A 16,085-nucleotide genomic window follows, 5' to 3' on the forward strand; every position below is an offset into this window, starting at 1 on the left:
CCATGGGCGCCGGGGTGATGAAAAAATCCGGAGGCGGTGGCCGCCGCGGTCGCCGTCGCGGCTCTTCCGCCGCGATGAGCGAGATCAACGTCACGCCGTTTGTCGACGTGATGCTGGTTTTGCTGATCATCTTCATGGTGGCCGCGCCCCTGATGACGGTGGGCGTGCCGATCAAACTGCCGGAAACCGCCGCCAAAGCGATGGCCGAGGAAAAGGAAGAGCCGCTGTCGATCACCCTGACCGCCGATGGTCTGGTGATGATCATGAACAGCGAAGTTGACCCGAACGAGCTGATCCCCCGCCTCAAGGCGATCGCGGCGGAACGCACCTCGAACAAGGTCTATCTGCGTGCAGACGGCAATCTGGCCTATGAGCGCGTGGCCCAGGTGATGGGCGCGCTGAATGCCGGTGGTTTCAATGATATCGGTCTGGTGACCGACAGCCAGGGCCCGAGTTTCGGCGCCGGCGCGGCCAACTGAGGCGGATCAGCAACATGGAAGGGCGCTTCAAATCAGGCACCATCCTCTCAGGGGCAGGCCATGCCGGTCTGATCCTCTGGGTGATGATTGGCGACTGGTTCTTCTCGCCTGCTCCGCCGTCCGAGCCGATGTCGATGTCGGTCTCGACCATCAGCACGGCAGATTTTGCAGCCCTTGAGGCCGCCGCGCCGAAACCCAGTGATGACACGGCAGAGCCGGGCGAGACCATCGCGACCCCCGATCCGGTGGAGCCGTCGGTTGACGAGCCGGTATCCGAGCCGACACCGGAACCGCAGCCCCAACCTGAACCGCAACCTGAGCCGCAGCCAGAACCCACACCCGAACCGACCCCGGCGCCGCAGCCTGAGCCCGCGCCTGAGCCGACCCCCGAACCCACGCCCGAGCCTGTGATCTCTGATCCCGCGCCGCCCGATGCCGTCTTCGCGCCCGAAGAGCAGCCGATCCCGACCATGAGCACCTCGCCCCGTCCGAAACCCCGGCCGGCAGAGCGCGTCGCCCCGAACCCGGTGGTCGCGCCCGAGGACACCCTGACCGCCGAACGGCCGCAGGACCAGGTCACCACGTCGGAGGAGCCGACCCCCGAGCCCCCGCAGGAGGACCAGCAGGCGACCACCGAGGTAAACAGCGGCGATGTGCTGCTCACCGAGGCGAACCAGCAGGACCGAGATGCGGAACCGCTTGGTCCGACCACTTCGCCACGGCCGAAACCCCGGCCGAACCGCACGGCTGCAACGCCGGAGCCGACTCCCACGCCGGAACCTGCAGGCGAGACCCAGGACCAGCGCGATGCCCGCATCGCGGCTGAGGTCGCCGCAGCCGACCGCGCTCAGGCAGAGGCCGAAGCCAAAGCGCGCCGCGAGGCCGCCGCCCGCGAACAGGCCGCCGCAGATGCCGAAGCGGCAGCGATCGCCGCCGCACTCGCCGCAGCCAATACCGGCTCGGGTGGCCAGGGCCAGGCCGCCAGCGGCCCGCCGCTGAGTGGCGGCGAGATGGGCGATATCGCCGCCGCGATCGGGTCGAAATGGAACGTCGGAACGCTGAGTGCGGATGCGATGGATGCCGTGGTCGTGCTGCGCGTGACCTTTGACGAAAGCGGCAGACCCGGCAGCGATATGCCGCTGATCGAATCGCGCGGCCCCAGCCAGCAGGCGATCCAGGCCGCCTATAACGCGGCCCGCAGTGCGATTGCCCGCGCCTATCAGTCTGGCGGCATTCCGCTGCCGCCGGGCAAATACGAGACCTGGAAAGTCCTCGAATTTGAATTCGATGGCAGCGGGATGAGGCTGCGGTGATGGGCATTGCCGCAGCCCCGCCAACGCGCCCGGCTTTGCTGGGCCCTGCGGCTCTTTTCGCGCTGGCGACATTGTCCGGCGGCCCGGCCCTGGCTGATCGCGCCCTCCGCAGCAATGCAGTGGTCGAAATCTTTACCTGTGCCAATCTTCTGCCCGATAACGGCATCAACCCCGAAGCGATGCATCAGATCGGCCGCGCGGTGGCGCTGGTCCATAACACCGGCGCGCTGCCCCCCGGGTCTGAACGCGCCCGTGTCGTGCTGCGGCTTTGCTTTAACAAAAGCCTCGGGCAGCCGATCATCGAAGTGACGGATTATTCCGGCCCTGTCGGAGACGTGGCCGATGCCACGCAAAAGGCCGCGATGCGCAGCCTCGAGCGGGCCCTCGCAGCAGGCACCCTGACCAAAGCGCTTGGCGCACTTTCCGGAGGAAAGCCTGAGGCTGCGGTGGTCGATCTTGTCTTTGGTCCGGCTCAGGCGGCAGATCCCCGGGCGGAAGATCAATGACAGACGGGCCAATGACACAGTTGTCAGGTGACACCGGAACCCTTTTACGCCGTGATGAGTTTACGGCGGATGTTTTAACCAGGACCCGCAAAACCGGCACCAGACCGGACGAGATCGGAGCGAGAGGCAGATGACCTTCACCAGAAGAAGCTTTGCGACCACCCTGCTGGCCGGGGCCGTGATGGTCCCCGCCATGGTGCGCGCCCAGAACAGTCCGACCCGGATCAGGATCGGCACCGGCGTGATAGAGCCGATGCCGATCGCTGTGCCGGCCTTCGTCGATGAAGGCGGTGCCGGGGATCTCGCGCGCAATCTCGCGCAGGTGGTGACATCGGATCTGGACGGCACCGGCCTTTTCCGCACCATCAACCGGGATGCCTATATCTCGCGCATCCAGGGTTTTGACGGCGCGATCGCCTATGAAGACTGGCGCGTGATCAAATCGGAAGTCCTGGTCGTTGGCGCGGTTTCCGCAGCCGGAGACCGCATCACCGTCAAGGTCCGCGCTTATGATATCGCGAATGGCCAGCAGTTCGAAGGTGCCGCGATGCAATTCGCCGGGACCAAAGCCGGCTGGCGCCGCATGGCGCATAAGGTTGCCGACCTGGTCTATTCGACCCTGACCGGCGAAGGCCCCTATTTCGACAGCCGTGTCGTCTATGTCGCCGAATCCGGCCCGAAAAACGCCCGCCTCAAACGCCTTGCGGTGATGGATTACGACGGCGCCAATGTGCAATATCTGACCGACAGCTCGTCCATCGTGCTGGCGCCGCGGTTCTCGCCCTCGGGCGACCGGCTGCTTTATACCAGCTATGAGACCGGCTTTCCGCGCATCACGCTGCTGAACCTTGCCAATCTCAAGCGCCAGACGCTGGCGGAACAGCCCGGCACCATGACCTTCGCGCCGCGCTTCTCGCCCGATGGCGGCTCGGTGGTGTTCAGCCTGGAACGCGGCGGCAATACCGATATCTACAAGATGAGCCTGTCCTCGGGGCAGACCCAGCAGCTGACCAATGCGCCCTCGATCGAAACCGCACCTTCCTATTCCCCGGATGGCAGCAAGATCTGTTTCGAGAGCGACCGCACCGGCGGCAGCCAGATCTATGTCATGAGCGCCAGCGGTGGCGAGGGGCAGCGGATCTCGGACGGCGCGGGGCGCAACAGCACCCCGGTCTGGAGCCCGCGCGGCGACCTGATCGCCTTCACGAAACAGAATGCCGGCCGTTTCCACATCGGCGTCATGCGCACCGACGGATCGGAAGAGCGCCTGCTGACCGCGTCCTTCCTTGATGAAGGCCCGACCTGGTCGCCCAATGGCCGCGTGATCATGTTCACCCGCGAGACCGAGGGCGGTGGCGGTCAGGCCTCGCTCTGGTCGGTCGATACTTTCGGCAGAAACCTGAAACAGATCCCGACCGAAGGTGCGGCGTCCGACCCGGCATGGTCGCCCCTGTTGCCGTAAACCGCCATTTTCCGGCCTGGGCGATCCTGCCGGATTCCCCAGGCCCCCGGAACCTGCTAACCTGGGCGGCGAAACACTGATCCGCGCCGGCCCGCGAGCCGAATTATAAGGACGAACCGATGAGCTTTACCCCCAAAGCCCTTCTTCTTGTGGCTTCGCTTGGCCTCGCAGCCTGTCAGAACCCGGACCGCTATGGCGCGGGCGGGGCCGATGGCATGGGCGGCACCGGTGGCACCGGCGGGACGGGCTATATCGACACCAACGGGCTCGGCGATCCGAATGACCCGCGCTCGATCGCCTATTTCAACCAGACCGTTGGCGACCGCGTGCTCTTTGCCGTTGACCAGAACACCGTCTCGGATCAGGGCCGCCAGGTGCTGAACGGCCAGGCCAACTGGCTGAACCAGAACCCGGGCTATGCGATCATCATCGAAGGCCATGCCGACGAACAGGGCACCCGCGAATACAACCTCGCGCTTGGCGCGCGCCGCGCGGCATCGGTTCAGCAATACCTGCTGTCGCAAGGTGTGGCCGGCTCGCGGATGCGCACCATCTCTTACGGCAAGGAACGCCCGATCGAAGTCTGCTCGACCGAGAGCTGCTATTCCAAGAACCGCCGCGCTGTGACGGTTCTGTCGGTCGGCGCCGGGTCGTAAGATGATGCGGGCGAGGTTCCTTCTTCCCCTGCTGGCCCTTGGTCTCGCCACACCGGCGGCGGCGGAAAGCCTCGCCGATGTGCGTGCCGAGCTGGGCCAGCTCGCCGCTGAATTCAACGCGCTCAAGGGCGAACTCACCACCACCGGCGCTTCGGCGCGGGTGGGCGGTGTGGATGCGCTGGCGCGGATGGACACGCTTGAGGCCGAGCTGATGCGGCTGACCTCGCGCACCGAAGAGATCGAGCTGCGGCTGAACCGTGTCGTCCAGGACGGCACCAACCGCATCGGCGATATCGAATTCCGCATTTGTGACGCCGATCCGTCCTGCGATCCGATGAATATGGGCGCGACCGCGCCGCTTGGCGGTGGCAGCTCTGCCGCAGCCGCCCCCGCTACACCCGCTGCCCCGTCTCAGGGCAGCACCTCCTCCGCACCAGCGCTTGCCGTCGCAGAACAGGCAGATTTTGACCGGGCCAAGGGGGTGCTCGGTCAGGGTGACTTTCATGGTGCTGCGGCGCTCTTTGAGACCTATGCCAAATCCTATCCTGGCGGGCCGCTGATCCCCGAAGCGCATTACCTGCGCGGCGAGGCCCTGCGCCAGGCCGGCCAGACCGCACCGGCTGCGCGCGCCTATCTGACCGCCTATAACACCGCGCCGGATGGGGCGATTGCCCCCGATGCGCTGCTGAAGCTCGGCGAGGCTTTCGGCCAGCTGGGCGAACGCGACCAGGCCTGTGTCACGCTGCAACAGGTGCCGCTGAACTTCCCGACCAGCCAGGCTGCTGCACAGGCGACCATCGCCATGCAGGGCATCGGGTGCAGCTGACCCCCGGACCGGCGGCGGGCGAAAGCGCCGACGCCGGATCGGAACGGCCTGATGCGGGGCTGATTGCCTCGGCCAGGATTGCCCTGCAGCAGTTGCCGCTGCAAAACGGCGCGCCGGAAGGATCAGAACCGCCCGCCCGCCTCCTCGGGCTGGCGGTGTCCGGCGGCAGCGATTCGATGGCAATGCTGCATGTATTCGCTCAGATCGCCGCCGGACTTGGCTGGCAGCTTGAAGTCGCGACCGTCGACCACCGCCTGCGGCCCGAAGCAGCCCTGGAGGCGCAGGATGTCGCGCGGATCTGCCAGGGTCTCGGCCTGACACACGAAATTTTGATCTGGGACGATCATCCGCAAACCGGCAATATGCCGGCTGCCGCGCGCGAGGCCCGCTACGCCCTGCTCGCGTCCTGGGCACGGCGCCGGGGCATCGCTTATGTCACCCTCGCCCATACCGCCAATGACCAGGCCGAAACCTTCCTGATGGGCCTTTCACGCGCCGCCGGGCTCGAGGGCCTGTCCGGAATGCGCCCGGCATGGGACCGCGATGGCATCCGCTTCCTGCGCCCGTTTCTCGGGGAAAACCGCGAGCAGCTGCGCGACTTCCTGCGCCGGCGCGGACTCGGCTGGCATGACGACCCCACGAATGAGGCCGACCGCTACAGCCGCGTCAAAGCCCGCCGCGCGCTGGCGGCGCTGGAGCCGCTCGGGCTGGGCCTTGATCAACTGACTCAGAGCATTCGCAACCTCAGCCAGGTCGCCGGTCTTTTGCGCAAAGCCACGGCCGATTGCGCCGAAGCGATCTGCCGCTTTGAAACCGGCGCCCTTATGATCCGCGCCCATGATTTCTGGTCCCAGGATCCCGAAATGCAGCGTCGCCTGCTGGTTGCCGCGATCCGCTGGTTTTCCGGTGCATGTTACCCGCCCCGCGCCGATTCCGTGGCCAGTCTTCAACGCGTGATGATGGCCGAAGGTCGCACCGCCACTCTTGGCGGCTGCCGTTTTGCCCGTATCGCGAAACCTGGTGCGCGTCTCAGCGATGGCGACATCCTGATCACCCGCGAGCCCCGCGCGGTCTCTGGCCCGCAGCCCTGGACGCCAGGGCTGATCTGGGATCACCGCTGGCGCATTGACGGCCCGGAGGCAACAGGCGGCAGTGAAACAGCGGGGCTTGAGGTCCGCGCCCTGACCGCCGCCGGGCTCGCCCGGGCGAAAGACTGGCGCGACAGCGGCCTCAGGCGCGAGGCGCTGATCGTGTCCCCCGCGCTCTGGCAGGGCGACCGGCTGGTCGCGGCCCCGCTTTTACCCGGATTTTCGTCAGAATGGCGGCTCGACCTTTACCCATCCTTCGGAAGTTTCATCTTATCGCATTGAACCCGGGGCCGGGATTGCTAAATTAAGTCAGATTACGGCCCTGCCCCCATCCGGGCGCGATCCGGGTCGCCTTTCGGGAGATACATGTGAATAACGCGCGCAACATCGCATTCTGGGTGGTCCTGCTCTTGCTGGTCCTCGCGCTGTTCCAGGTCTTCTCTGGCGGCCAGTCCAATATGGGCGCCCGTTCACTGAGCTGGTCTGAGTTCATCACCCAGGTGGATCAGGGCCGGGTGGCCTCGGTCACGCTCGACGGCGAGCGGGTGACGGTGCGCTCCAAGGATGGCGGCACCTTCTCGACCATCAACCCAGGCGACGATAAGGTCACCGACAAGCTGATCGCGAAAGGCGTCGAGGTCCAGGGCAGCCCCCAGCAACAGGGCTTCCTGTCGACGCTGCTGATGAGCTTCCTGCCCTTCATCCTGCTGATCGGCATCTGGATCTTCTTCATGAACCGGATGCAGGGCGGCGGCAAAGGCGGCGCGATGGGCTTTGGCAAATCGCGGGCCAAACTGCTGACTGAAAAGCAGGGCCGCGTCACCTTTGACGACGTGGCCGGCATCGACGAGGCCAAAGAGGAGCTGGAAGAAATCGTCGAATTCCTGCGCAACCCGCAGAAATTCTCGCGGCTTGGCGGCAAGATCCCGAAAGGCGCGCTGCTGGTCGGCCCGCCCGGCACCGGTAAGACGCTGCTCGCCCGCGCGATTGCAGGCGAGGCCGGCGTGCCCTTCTTCACCATCTCGGGCTCTGACTTTGTCGAGATGTTCGTGGGCGTCGGCGCGTCACGCGTGCGCGACATGTTCGAACAGGCCAAGAAAAACGCCCCCTGTATCGTCTTTATCGACGAGATCGACGCCGTTGGCCGCGCCCGTGGCGTCGGCATGGGTGGCGGCAATGATGAACGCGAACAGACGCTGAACCAGCTTCTGGTCGAGATGGATGGCTTCGAGGCGAATGAAGGCGTGATCATCGTCGCGGCCACCAACCGCAAGGATGTGCTCGACCCCGCGCTGCTGCGTCCGGGCCGGTTTGACCGTCAGATCAATGTGTCGAACCCCGATATCAAAGGCCGCGAAAAGATCCTCAACGTCCATGCCCGCAAGATCCCGCTGGGCGCCGATGTCGATCTGCGCACCATCGCGCGCGGCTCGCCCGGCTTCTCGGGGGCTGACCTTGCGAACCTCGTCAATGAGGCCGCGCTGACCGCCGCCCGCGTGGGCCGCCGTTTCGTCACCATGGCCGATTTCGAACATGCGAAAGACAAGGTCATGATGGGGCCGGAGCGCCGCTCGATGGTCATGTCGCAGGAAGACAAGGAAATGACCGCCTATCACGAGGCCGGCCATGCGATTGTCGGGATCAAACTGCCGAAATGCGACCCGGTCTATAAAGCCACGATCATGCCGCGCGGCGGTGCGCTTGGCATGGTGATGAGCCTGCCCGAGATGGACCGCAATTCCTGGCACAAAGACCAGATGAAGGACCGGATCGCCATGGGCATGGCCGGCAAGGCCGCCGAGATCAAGAAATGGGGCGAAGACCGCGTTTCCTCGGGGGCTTCGGGCGATATCCAGAACGTCTCGGCTGTGGCGCGCGCCATGGTCATGCGGTGGGGCATGTCGGACAAGATCGGCAATATCGACTATTCCGAAGCACATGAGGGCTATAACGGCAATACCGGCGGCTTCTCGGTTTCGGCTGAAACCAAACGGCTGATCGAGGATGAGGTGAAAGCCATCGTCGATGAGGGTTATGCCCGCGCGATGCAGATCCTTACCGAGAATGAGGAAGAGTTCGAACGCCTTGCCCAGGGCCTGCTGGAATATGAGACCCTGACCGGCGACGAGATCCGCAAGGTTCTCGCGGGCCAGAAGCCCGGCGATGATGACGGTGCCGAAGACGCCGGCGAGGCTGCGGCTTCGGTGCTGGCGATCCCGAAAACCCGCACCTCGCGGGGGCCAAAGCCCGGAGATGCCGAACCCTCGCCGACCTGATCCTGTGGATCTGTTTTTCATCAGCCGGGAAGCGCCGACCGCGCCTCCCGGCTTTTGCATATCCGCTTTACTTCAGGTGAAGGCGCCTGAGGCGAAGAGATGATTGGAAATGACATATCACTCGTTTAAGGGTGAACCATTCTGGTGGGGAGATAGCCATGTCGAGCGGAATGCAGGATGAAGCAGCCCAGGCAGCGCGTCAGGCGGCGCTGAATTACCACGAATTCCCCAAGCCGGGTAAGCTGGAAATCCGCGCAACCAAGCCGCTTGCCACCGGCCGCGACCTGTCGCGCGCCTATTCGCCCGGCGTGGCCGAGGCCTGCCTCGAGATCAAGGCCGACCCCTCCACCGCCTCGCGCTACACCGCACGCGCCAACCTGGTCGCCGTGATTACCAACGGTACAGCCGTGCTGGGGCTGGGAAATATCGGGGCACTGGCGTCAAAACCCGTGATGGAAGGCAAGGCCGTCCTCTTCAAGAAATTCGCCAATATCGACTGCTTTGACATCGAGGTGAATGAAAACGACCCGGTCAAACTGGCGGAAATTGTCTGCGCGCTGGAACCATCCTTCGGCGCGATCAACCTTGAAGACATCAAGGCGCCCGATTGTTTCATCGTTGAACGACTTTGCCGCGAGCGAATGAACATCCCTGTCTTCCATGACGACCAGCATGGCACGGCAATCGTTGTCGGCGCGGCTGCGACCAATGCGATGATCGTCGCCGGCAAGAAATTCGAAGATATCAAACTGGTGTCCACCGGTGGCGGCGCGGCAGGGATCGCCTGCCTCGAAATGCTGGTGAAGCTAGGTGTCAGACGCGAGAACATCTGGCTTTGCGACCTTGAGGGTCTCGTCTACCAGGGCCGCGAGACACAGATGACGCCGCAAAAGGCGGCCTTCGCACAGGGCAGCACCCCGGCGACGCTCGCCGAGGTCATCAGGGGCGCCGATATGTTCCTTGGCCTTTCCGGCCCCGGCGTGCTGACGGCGGACATGGTCGCCACGATGACCGCAAAGCCGGTGATCTTCGCACTGGCGAACCCGACGCCCGAGATCCTTCCCGCCGAAGCCCGCGCCGTCGCCCCGGACGCGATCATCGCCACCGGGCGGTCGGATTTCCCCAACCAGGTCAATAACGTCCTCTGCTTCCCCTTCATCTTTCGGGGGGCGCTGGATGTCGGCGCCACCACGATCAATGACGAGATGGAGCTCGCCTGTATCGAAGGCATCGCCGCGCTGGCGCGCCAGACCACCTCGGCAGAGGCTGCCGCCGCCTATCAGGGGGAACAGCTGACCTTCGGACCGGATTACCTGATCCCGAAGCCGTTTGACCCCCGCCTGATTGGCGTTGTCGCCTCAGCTGTGGCCACTGCCGCGACCAGTTCCGGCGTGGCGGCGCGACCGCTGACCGACCCCGAAGCCTATAAGCGCAAGCTCGACGGTTCGGTCTTCCGCTCGGCACTGCTGATGCGCCCGGTTTTCGAAGCCGCCCGCACCGTCACCCGCCGCATCGTCTTTGCCGAAGGCGAGGATGAGCGTGTGTTGCGCGCCGCGAATGCGATGCTTGAGGAAACCACCGACGTTCCGATCCTGATTGGCCGCCCCGAAGTGATCGAGGCGCGCTGCGAACGCTACGGCCTCGCCATTCGCCCGGGCCGCGATTTCCACCTCGTGAACCCGGAAAATGACCCGCGCTACCGCGATTATTGGGGCACTTATCACGAGCTGATGGCGCGGCGCGGCGTCTCGCCCGACATCGCGCGCGCGGTGATGCGCACCAATACAACTGCCATCGCCGCCGTCATGGTGCATCGGGACGAAGCCGACAGCCTGATCTGCGGCACCTTCGGGCAATATCACTGGCATCTCAACTATATACGCCAGGTGCTCGCCCGTGACGGTCGTCATGCGGTGGCCGCACTTTCGATGATGATCCTCGAAGATGGCCCGCTTTTTGTCGCCGATACCCATGTGAATGCCGAGCCCACCGCCCAGCAGATCATGGAAACCGCGATCGGCGCCGCCCGCCATCTGCGCCGCTTCGGCATCACGCCGAAGATCGCTTTCTGCTCGCAAAGCCAGTTCGGCAATATGGACAACCGCTCGGGCCGGGTGATGCGCGAGGCGCTGGAACTGCTCGACGCGCGCGAGCCCGATTTCGCCTATGAGGGCGAGATGAATGTCGACACCGCGCTCGACCAGGAGTTGCGCGAGCGGTTGCTGCCGGGCGCTCGGTTCGAAGGCGCGGCGAATGTGCTGCTGTTCGCTTCGGCCGATACGGCGTCGGGGGTGCGCAACATCCTCAAGATGCGCGCCGGTGGCCTGGAGGTCGGGCCGATCCTGATCGGGATGGGTAATAAGGCGCATGTGGTGACGCCGGCGATCACCGCGCGGGGCCTTCTGAACATGTCGGCCATCGCCGGCACGCCGGTTTCGCATTACGGCTGAGCCGGCGCGGGCAAGGACAGCGGAGAGAGAATCACCTCTCCGCTGCAAGGCGCGCGCCGCTGCGAGGCTTTGCAAACTTCGCGGGATTTCGCGTCACTTATGCGGGCAAATCGGATTTTGCAAATATTTCGCAACCCATCATCGCGAATTCTGCAAACTTAAGCAGTTCCGGCACCACTGTTGCCGGTAACAAAGTTGCGCCCTTCGACACCCTGGCATAACAAACGCTTAAGTCAGGAGGAGGACCAGGGATGGGGTATCGCGACGTCTACGCGCATTGGAAGTCCGACCCGGAAGGGTTCTGGATGGAGCAGGCCCAGGGCATCGACTGGGAAAAACAGCCCACCCGCGCGCTGAATGCCGACAACGCACCGAGTTATGAATGGTTCGCTGACGGGCTGGTGAATACCTGCTGGAATGCGGTTGACCGCCATGTCGAAGCCGGGCGCGGCGACCAGCTGGCGATCATCCATGACAGCCCGGTCACGCATCTGAAAAAGGGCATCACTTACCGCGAATTGCAAAAACGCGTGGCCAGCCTTGCCGGCGCGCTCAGGGCAAAAGGCGTGACCAGGGGCGACCGGGTCATCATCTATATGCCGATGATCCCCGAGGCGCTGGAGGCAATGCTGGCCTGCGGCCGGCTTGGCGCGATCCATTCGGTCGTCTTCGGCGGGTTCGCGGCCAATGAGCTGGCGGTGCGCATCAATGACTGCACGCCCAAGGCGATCATCGCGGCGTCCTGCGGCATCGAACCCTCACGCATCGTGCATTACAAACCGCTGCTGGATGCCGCCATCGACCAGGCCAGCCACAAACCTGAATTCTGTGTGATTTTTCAGCGCGAACAAGAGGTTGCGCAGCTGATCGAGGGCCGCGACGTCGCCTGGCACAGTTTTCAGTATGGCGTTGAGCCCGCCGAATGCGTGCCCGTCGAGGGCAATCACCCGGCCTATATCCTTTATACCTCCGGCACCACCGGCGCGCCGAAGGGCGTGATCCGCGCCACCGGCGGCCATCTCGTCGCGCTGAACTGGACCATGAAAGCGATCTATGACATGGCGCCTGGCGAGGTCTTCTGGGCCGCGTCAGACGTGGGCTGGGTCGTCGGCCACAGCTATATCTGCTATGCGCCGCTGATCAGAGGCTGCACCACCATCGTCTTCGAAGGAAAACCCGTCGGCACGCCGGATGCCGGCACCTTCTGGCGGGTGATCGCGGAAAACAAGGTGAAGAGTTTCTTTACCGCACCGACTGCGCTTCGCGCCATCAAGCGCGACGACCCTGCCGGGGAATTCGTCAAAGATTACAATATGAAGCATCTGAAATACTGCTTCCTCGCCGGCGAGCGCGCCGATCCCGACACCATCGCCTGGGCGGCGCGGCATCTGAATGTGCCGGTGATCGACCATTGGTGGCAGACCGAGACCGGCTGGGCCATTGCTGCCAATCCAATGGGGATTGAAGCGCTGCCCATCAAACCCGGCAGCCCTTCGGTGCCGATGCCCGGATATGATATCCAGGTGCTGGACGAAGGCGGGCACCCGGTCGCCCCCGGCACGCTTGGCGCGATCGCGGTGAAACTGCCGCTGCCTCCTGGCAACCTGCCCGGGCTGTGGAATGCCGAAGACCGTTTCAGAAAGAGCTATCTCTCTCATTTCCCTGGCTTTTACGAGACAGGAGATGCCGGTTATATCGACGAAGACGGCTATCTCTACATCATGGCCCGCACTGATGATGTGATCAATGTCGCCGGCCACCGCCTTTCGACCGGCGCGATGGAAGAGGTGCTGGCCTCGCATCCGGATGTCGCTGAATGTGCGGTGATCGGGGTGGCGGATACGTTGAAAGGCCAGTCACCCCTGGGCTTTTTGTGCCTGAACAAGGGCACCAGCCGCGCACATGGCGATGTGGTGAAGGAATGCGTGAAGCTGATGCGCGACCGCATCGGCCCGGTCGCTGATTTCAAACGCGCGCTGGTGATCGACCGCCTGCCGAAGACCCGCTCGGGCAAGATCCTGCGCGGCACTATGGTGAAAATCGCCGATGGCACCGAATGGAAAATGCCTGCCACCATCGACGACCCCGTCATCCTTGACGAGATCACGATTGCGTTGAAATCCATCGGCCTCGCCGGCTGATCCCGGCGGATTTGCAAGTTGCGGCGCTGTGTCCTGACCGGCACGGCGCCCTTTTCACGTCAGGACCAGGCGGGAATCCGACCTTGACGCTGCGTCCGTCCGCCTTGATTGCGCGAGGCACTGGACCTGACACTCTGGCCGTGCCAGCTTGCGCCACTATGGAAGTAAGAAATTTCATCCCATGAAGATTATTTCCTCAGCCTGTTTCATGGCTGAATTGATGTGCTCCCTGCCAGATCGGCAGACAGTCCGGATGTGAGACAGATGCGGATACCTGTTCTGCTGGTTGAAGATACGCCATCGTTGCAATTCGTGTACCGTTCCGTCCTGACTGCAGCCGGAATGAATGTGCATCCCGCCGGCAGTGCATCAGAGGCGCTGCAGCTGCTGCATCAGGTGAAACCCGGCGTGGTCATCCTTGATCTCATGTTGCCGGATCGGGATGGTCTGGCGCTGATGTCCGAGATGCTTGCCATCAACCCTGACCTTTGTGTTGTGGTTATGTCAGCGCAGGGATCGGTCGACCGGGCCGTGGCGGCGATGCGGGCGGGGGCCTTTGACTTCCTGCTCAAACCCTTCGAGGAAAACCGGTTTCTCGCGGCAGTCCGGGCCGCCCTTCTGGCCGCCGAGGAAACCAGCCCCGGCCAGCCGGCGCCGAAACGGCGCGCGGAATCCGCCGCCAGCAGCGATCCTGCCGCCAGCATCGGCTCCTCCGACGCGATGAAACAGGTGCATCGGGTGATATCATCGGTCGCGGGCTCCATCGCCACCGTCTTCATCACCGGCGAAAGCGGCACCGGCAAAGAGCTCGCGGCCATCGCCCTGCACACCCAATCGCCGCGCGCGCGCGGCCCGTTTATCGCGCTGAACTGCGGCGCAATCCCGCATGACCTGCTGGAATCCGAGGTGTTCGGCCATCTGAAAGGCAGTTTCACCGGTGCCATCGCCGATAAGCCCGGCGCAGCAATGGCGGCGGATGGCGGTACGCTGTTCCTCGACGAGGTTTGCGAGATGGCGCCGGCCCTGCAGACCAAGCTTCTGCGCTTCCTGCAAACCTCGATGGTGCAGCCACTCGGCGCGATCCGGCCGCAAAAGGTTGATGTCCGGATCATCTGCGCCACCAATCAGGACCCGCTCGATGCGGTGCGGCGCGGGCAGTTCCGCGAGGACCTCTATTACCGCCTGCATGTGGTGCCGCTGCATATGCCGCCGTTGCGGGATCGCGGCCGCGACGCCGCCGAAATCGCCGAGGTCGCGCTGCGCCGCTTTGGCGGAGAAGAAGGCAAAAGGTTCGCGGGCTTCGCGCCCGAGACGCAGCGGATCCTGCTGCGGCAGCGCTGGCCGGGCAATGTCCGCCAGCTTTTGAATGTTGTGCGCAATATCGCGGTGATGCAGCCGGGCGGCCTTGTAACGCCGGATATGCTGCCCGGCGATATGCTGCGCGAAGACCCCGGTCAGCACCGGGGGGCCTCACAGCCGGATGCACCCTTCGGGACTGCCGGGACTCAGGGCGGGCCCCAGGGGACTGGCTTTGCGCCGGTTGCTGCGGGGTCTGGCGCAGTGGAGCCCGTTTTCGCAGGCAAAACCCTGGCCGAGATCGAACGCATGGCCATCGAAGCGGCGCTTGCGCGACATCAGGGCTCGGTGCCCAAAGCCGCCCATGACCTCGACATCTCGGTCTCGACACTCTACCGCCGGATCGAAGCCTGGAAGTCAGATCAGTGCTGACGGCACGTAACTCATGGAAATATCAGACAAACTGTTCTCGGATCAGACGTTCCTCGAGACCATGTCCAGGGTCGAACAACAGACGATAGCTGATTGCGGAATTTGAACGGACCACGACCGAGATCACATCGCGGACCGAATTGCGGCTGTCCGCATCGGCCATGACCGGGCGCTTATCCGGGTCGAGGACATCGAAGCGCACCTCGGCTGTTTTAGGCAAAAGCGCACCACGCCAGCGACGCGGGCGGAAGGCCGACATCGCTGTCAGCGCCAGAACATCGGCGCCGATCGGCAGAATCGCCCCATGCGCCGAATAGTTATAGGCGGTCGACCCGGCCGGGGTCGCCACCAGCGCGCCGTCGCAGACCAGCTCCGCCATTCGTTCGCGACCGTCAATTGAAACCCGCAGCCGCGCCGCCTGCGGCCCCTGCCGCAAGAGCGACACTTCATTGACCGCAAGTGCGTTGGTGACCTTGCCGCGCACATTTTCGGCCTGCATCGAGAGCGGATTGAGCAGCGCCTCTTCAGCCAGTTGCAGCCGTTCGGGCAGCCCGTCATCGATATAGGCATTCATCAGAAAGCCAATGGTGCCGCAATTCATGCCATAGACCGGCAGATCGCGCCCCGATTGCGCGTGCAGCGTCTCAAGCATGAATCCGTCACCACCCAGGGCGACCACAACCGAGGCACGCCGCAGATCGATCTGACCATAGCGGGCCGTCAGCCGCGCCAGTGCCGCTTGCGCCGCCGGGGCCTTCGACGCCGTAAACCTGATTTTTGGCTGCATCCCACCTCTCCGTCAGGTCGCAACCCTGACCCCGGCGGGGCGGAAACTCAAGGGCCGGCGCGCCCTGTCTGTTTCCCGGCAGGCGCCTCATTTGCCGCCCGGGCATCATTGCCCCCACCGCGCAATTCTCGGGGCATGCAGAGCGCGCCCGGAAAAGGCCGCAACGCCAGTCGTGACCGGCCCGGATTTCGCCACCATATCGCAACGGGTCGCTTTCCGGCCTTTCCCTGGCAGGGTACGTGTTCTAAACAACCGGCAACCAAAAATACCATCCCGCATGGCCCAACGGAGACGAGTATGACCGCCCAGACCCGCGATTCCGGCTTTTTCACCGAATCTCTTTCCTCGCGCGACCCCGAGCTTTTCGGGGCGA

The 16,085-nt window shown here is 64.1% G+C and carries 13 protein-coding genes; 12 read left to right on the forward strand and 1 reads right to left on the reverse strand.

The annotated features are described in order from the left end of the window. Positions 1 to 2 precede the first annotated feature (2 nt). The 11 genes from JC607_RS09230 to JC607_RS09280 all read left to right on the forward strand — a co-directional run bounded on the left by JC607_RS09230 (position 3) and on the right by JC607_RS09280 (position 14,925). Positions 3 to 479 (forward strand): ExbD/TolR family protein, encoded by a 477-nt coding sequence (locus JC607_RS09230; RefSeq protein ID WP_198836637.1) that lies wholly within the window; start codon positions 3 to 5, stop codon positions 477 to 479. 14 nt (positions 480 to 493) lie between these two features. Continuing rightward, complete coding sequence (locus tag JC607_RS09235) at positions 494 to 1,792, forward strand: hypothetical protein (protein ID WP_198836638.1); 1,299 nt, start codon at positions 494 to 496, stop codon at positions 1,790 to 1,792. Continuing rightward, positions 1,792 to 2,298 carry a hypothetical protein gene (locus JC607_RS09240; protein ID WP_198836639.1) on the forward strand — a complete coding sequence of 169 codons (507 nt, stop codon included), beginning with the start codon at positions 1,792 to 1,794 and terminating at the stop codon, positions 2,296 to 2,298. Before JC607_RS09235 ends, JC607_RS09240 begins: the two co-directional genes overlap by 1 nt. Before the next feature lie 130 nt (positions 2,299 to 2,428). Continuing rightward, positions 2,429 to 3,760 (forward strand): Tol-Pal system beta propeller repeat protein TolB, encoded by a 1,332-nt coding sequence (gene tolB / locus JC607_RS09245; RefSeq protein WP_198836640.1) that lies wholly within the window; start codon positions 2,429 to 2,431, stop codon positions 3,758 to 3,760. Positions 3,761 to 3,879: 119 nt separating this feature from the next. Then, a complete protein-coding gene (gene pal, locus JC607_RS09250) occupies positions 3,880 to 4,416 on the forward strand; it encodes a peptidoglycan-associated lipoprotein Pal (protein ID WP_198836641.1) in 537 nt (178 codons plus the stop codon). Between the two features lies 1 nt (position 4,417). Then, positions 4,418 to 5,242: a tol-pal system protein YbgF gene (ybgF, locus tag JC607_RS09255; protein ID WP_233092799.1), complete on the forward strand. Its 825-nt coding sequence runs from the start codon at positions 4,418 to 4,420 to the stop codon at positions 5,240 to 5,242. Then, positions 5,233 to 6,612 carry a tRNA lysidine(34) synthetase TilS gene (gene tilS, locus JC607_RS09260; protein ID WP_198836642.1) on the forward strand — a complete coding sequence of 460 codons (1,380 nt, stop codon included), beginning with the start codon at positions 5,233 to 5,235 and terminating at the stop codon, positions 6,610 to 6,612. Before ybgF ends, tilS begins: the two co-directional genes overlap by 10 nt. Before the next feature lie 86 nt (positions 6,613 to 6,698). Then, entirely contained in the window at positions 6,699 to 8,606 is a 1,908-nt protein-coding gene (gene ftsH / locus JC607_RS09265) for an ATP-dependent zinc metalloprotease FtsH (RefSeq protein ID WP_198836643.1), read from the forward strand. Between the two features lie 158 nt (positions 8,607 to 8,764). Next, positions 8,765 to 11,056, forward strand: coding sequence for an NADP-dependent malic enzyme (locus tag JC607_RS09270; protein WP_198836644.1), 2,292 nt, complete (start codon positions 8,765 to 8,767; stop codon positions 11,054 to 11,056). Positions 11,057 to 11,307: 251 nt separating this feature from the next. Further along, the gene (locus tag JC607_RS09275; protein WP_198836645.1) at positions 11,308 to 13,197 is read left to right on the forward strand and encodes a propionyl-CoA synthetase; all 1,890 of its coding nucleotides are present in this window, start codon (positions 11,308 to 11,310) and stop codon (positions 13,195 to 13,197) included. Positions 13,198 to 13,461: 264 nt separating this feature from the next. Continuing rightward, complete coding sequence (locus JC607_RS09280; protein WP_198836646.1) at positions 13,462 to 14,925, forward strand: sigma-54 dependent transcriptional regulator; 1,464 nt, start codon at positions 13,462 to 13,464, stop codon at positions 14,923 to 14,925. Between the two features lie 22 nt (positions 14,926 to 14,947). Here the strand turns inward: JC607_RS09280 and JC607_RS09285 are convergent, their stop codons facing one another. Then, the gene (locus JC607_RS09285; protein ID WP_198836647.1) at positions 14,948 to 15,712 is read right to left on the reverse strand and encodes an NAD kinase; all 765 of its coding nucleotides are present in this window, start codon (positions 15,710 to 15,712) and stop codon (positions 14,948 to 14,950) included. A gap of 135 nt (positions 15,713 to 15,847) precedes the next feature. On the opposite strand from JC607_RS09285, the gene JC607_RS25370 reads away from it, so the two are divergent. After that, a partial coding sequence (locus JC607_RS25370) for a hypothetical protein (RefSeq protein ID WP_233092800.1) occupies positions 15,848 to 16,085 on the forward strand: 238 nt, incomplete at its 3' end.

Origin of the sequence: Paracoccus sp. IB05 (genome assembly GCF_016405985.1) — a bacterium.
Taxonomy (GTDB): Bacteria; Pseudomonadota; Alphaproteobacteria; order Rhodobacterales; family Rhodobacteraceae; genus Pseudogemmobacter.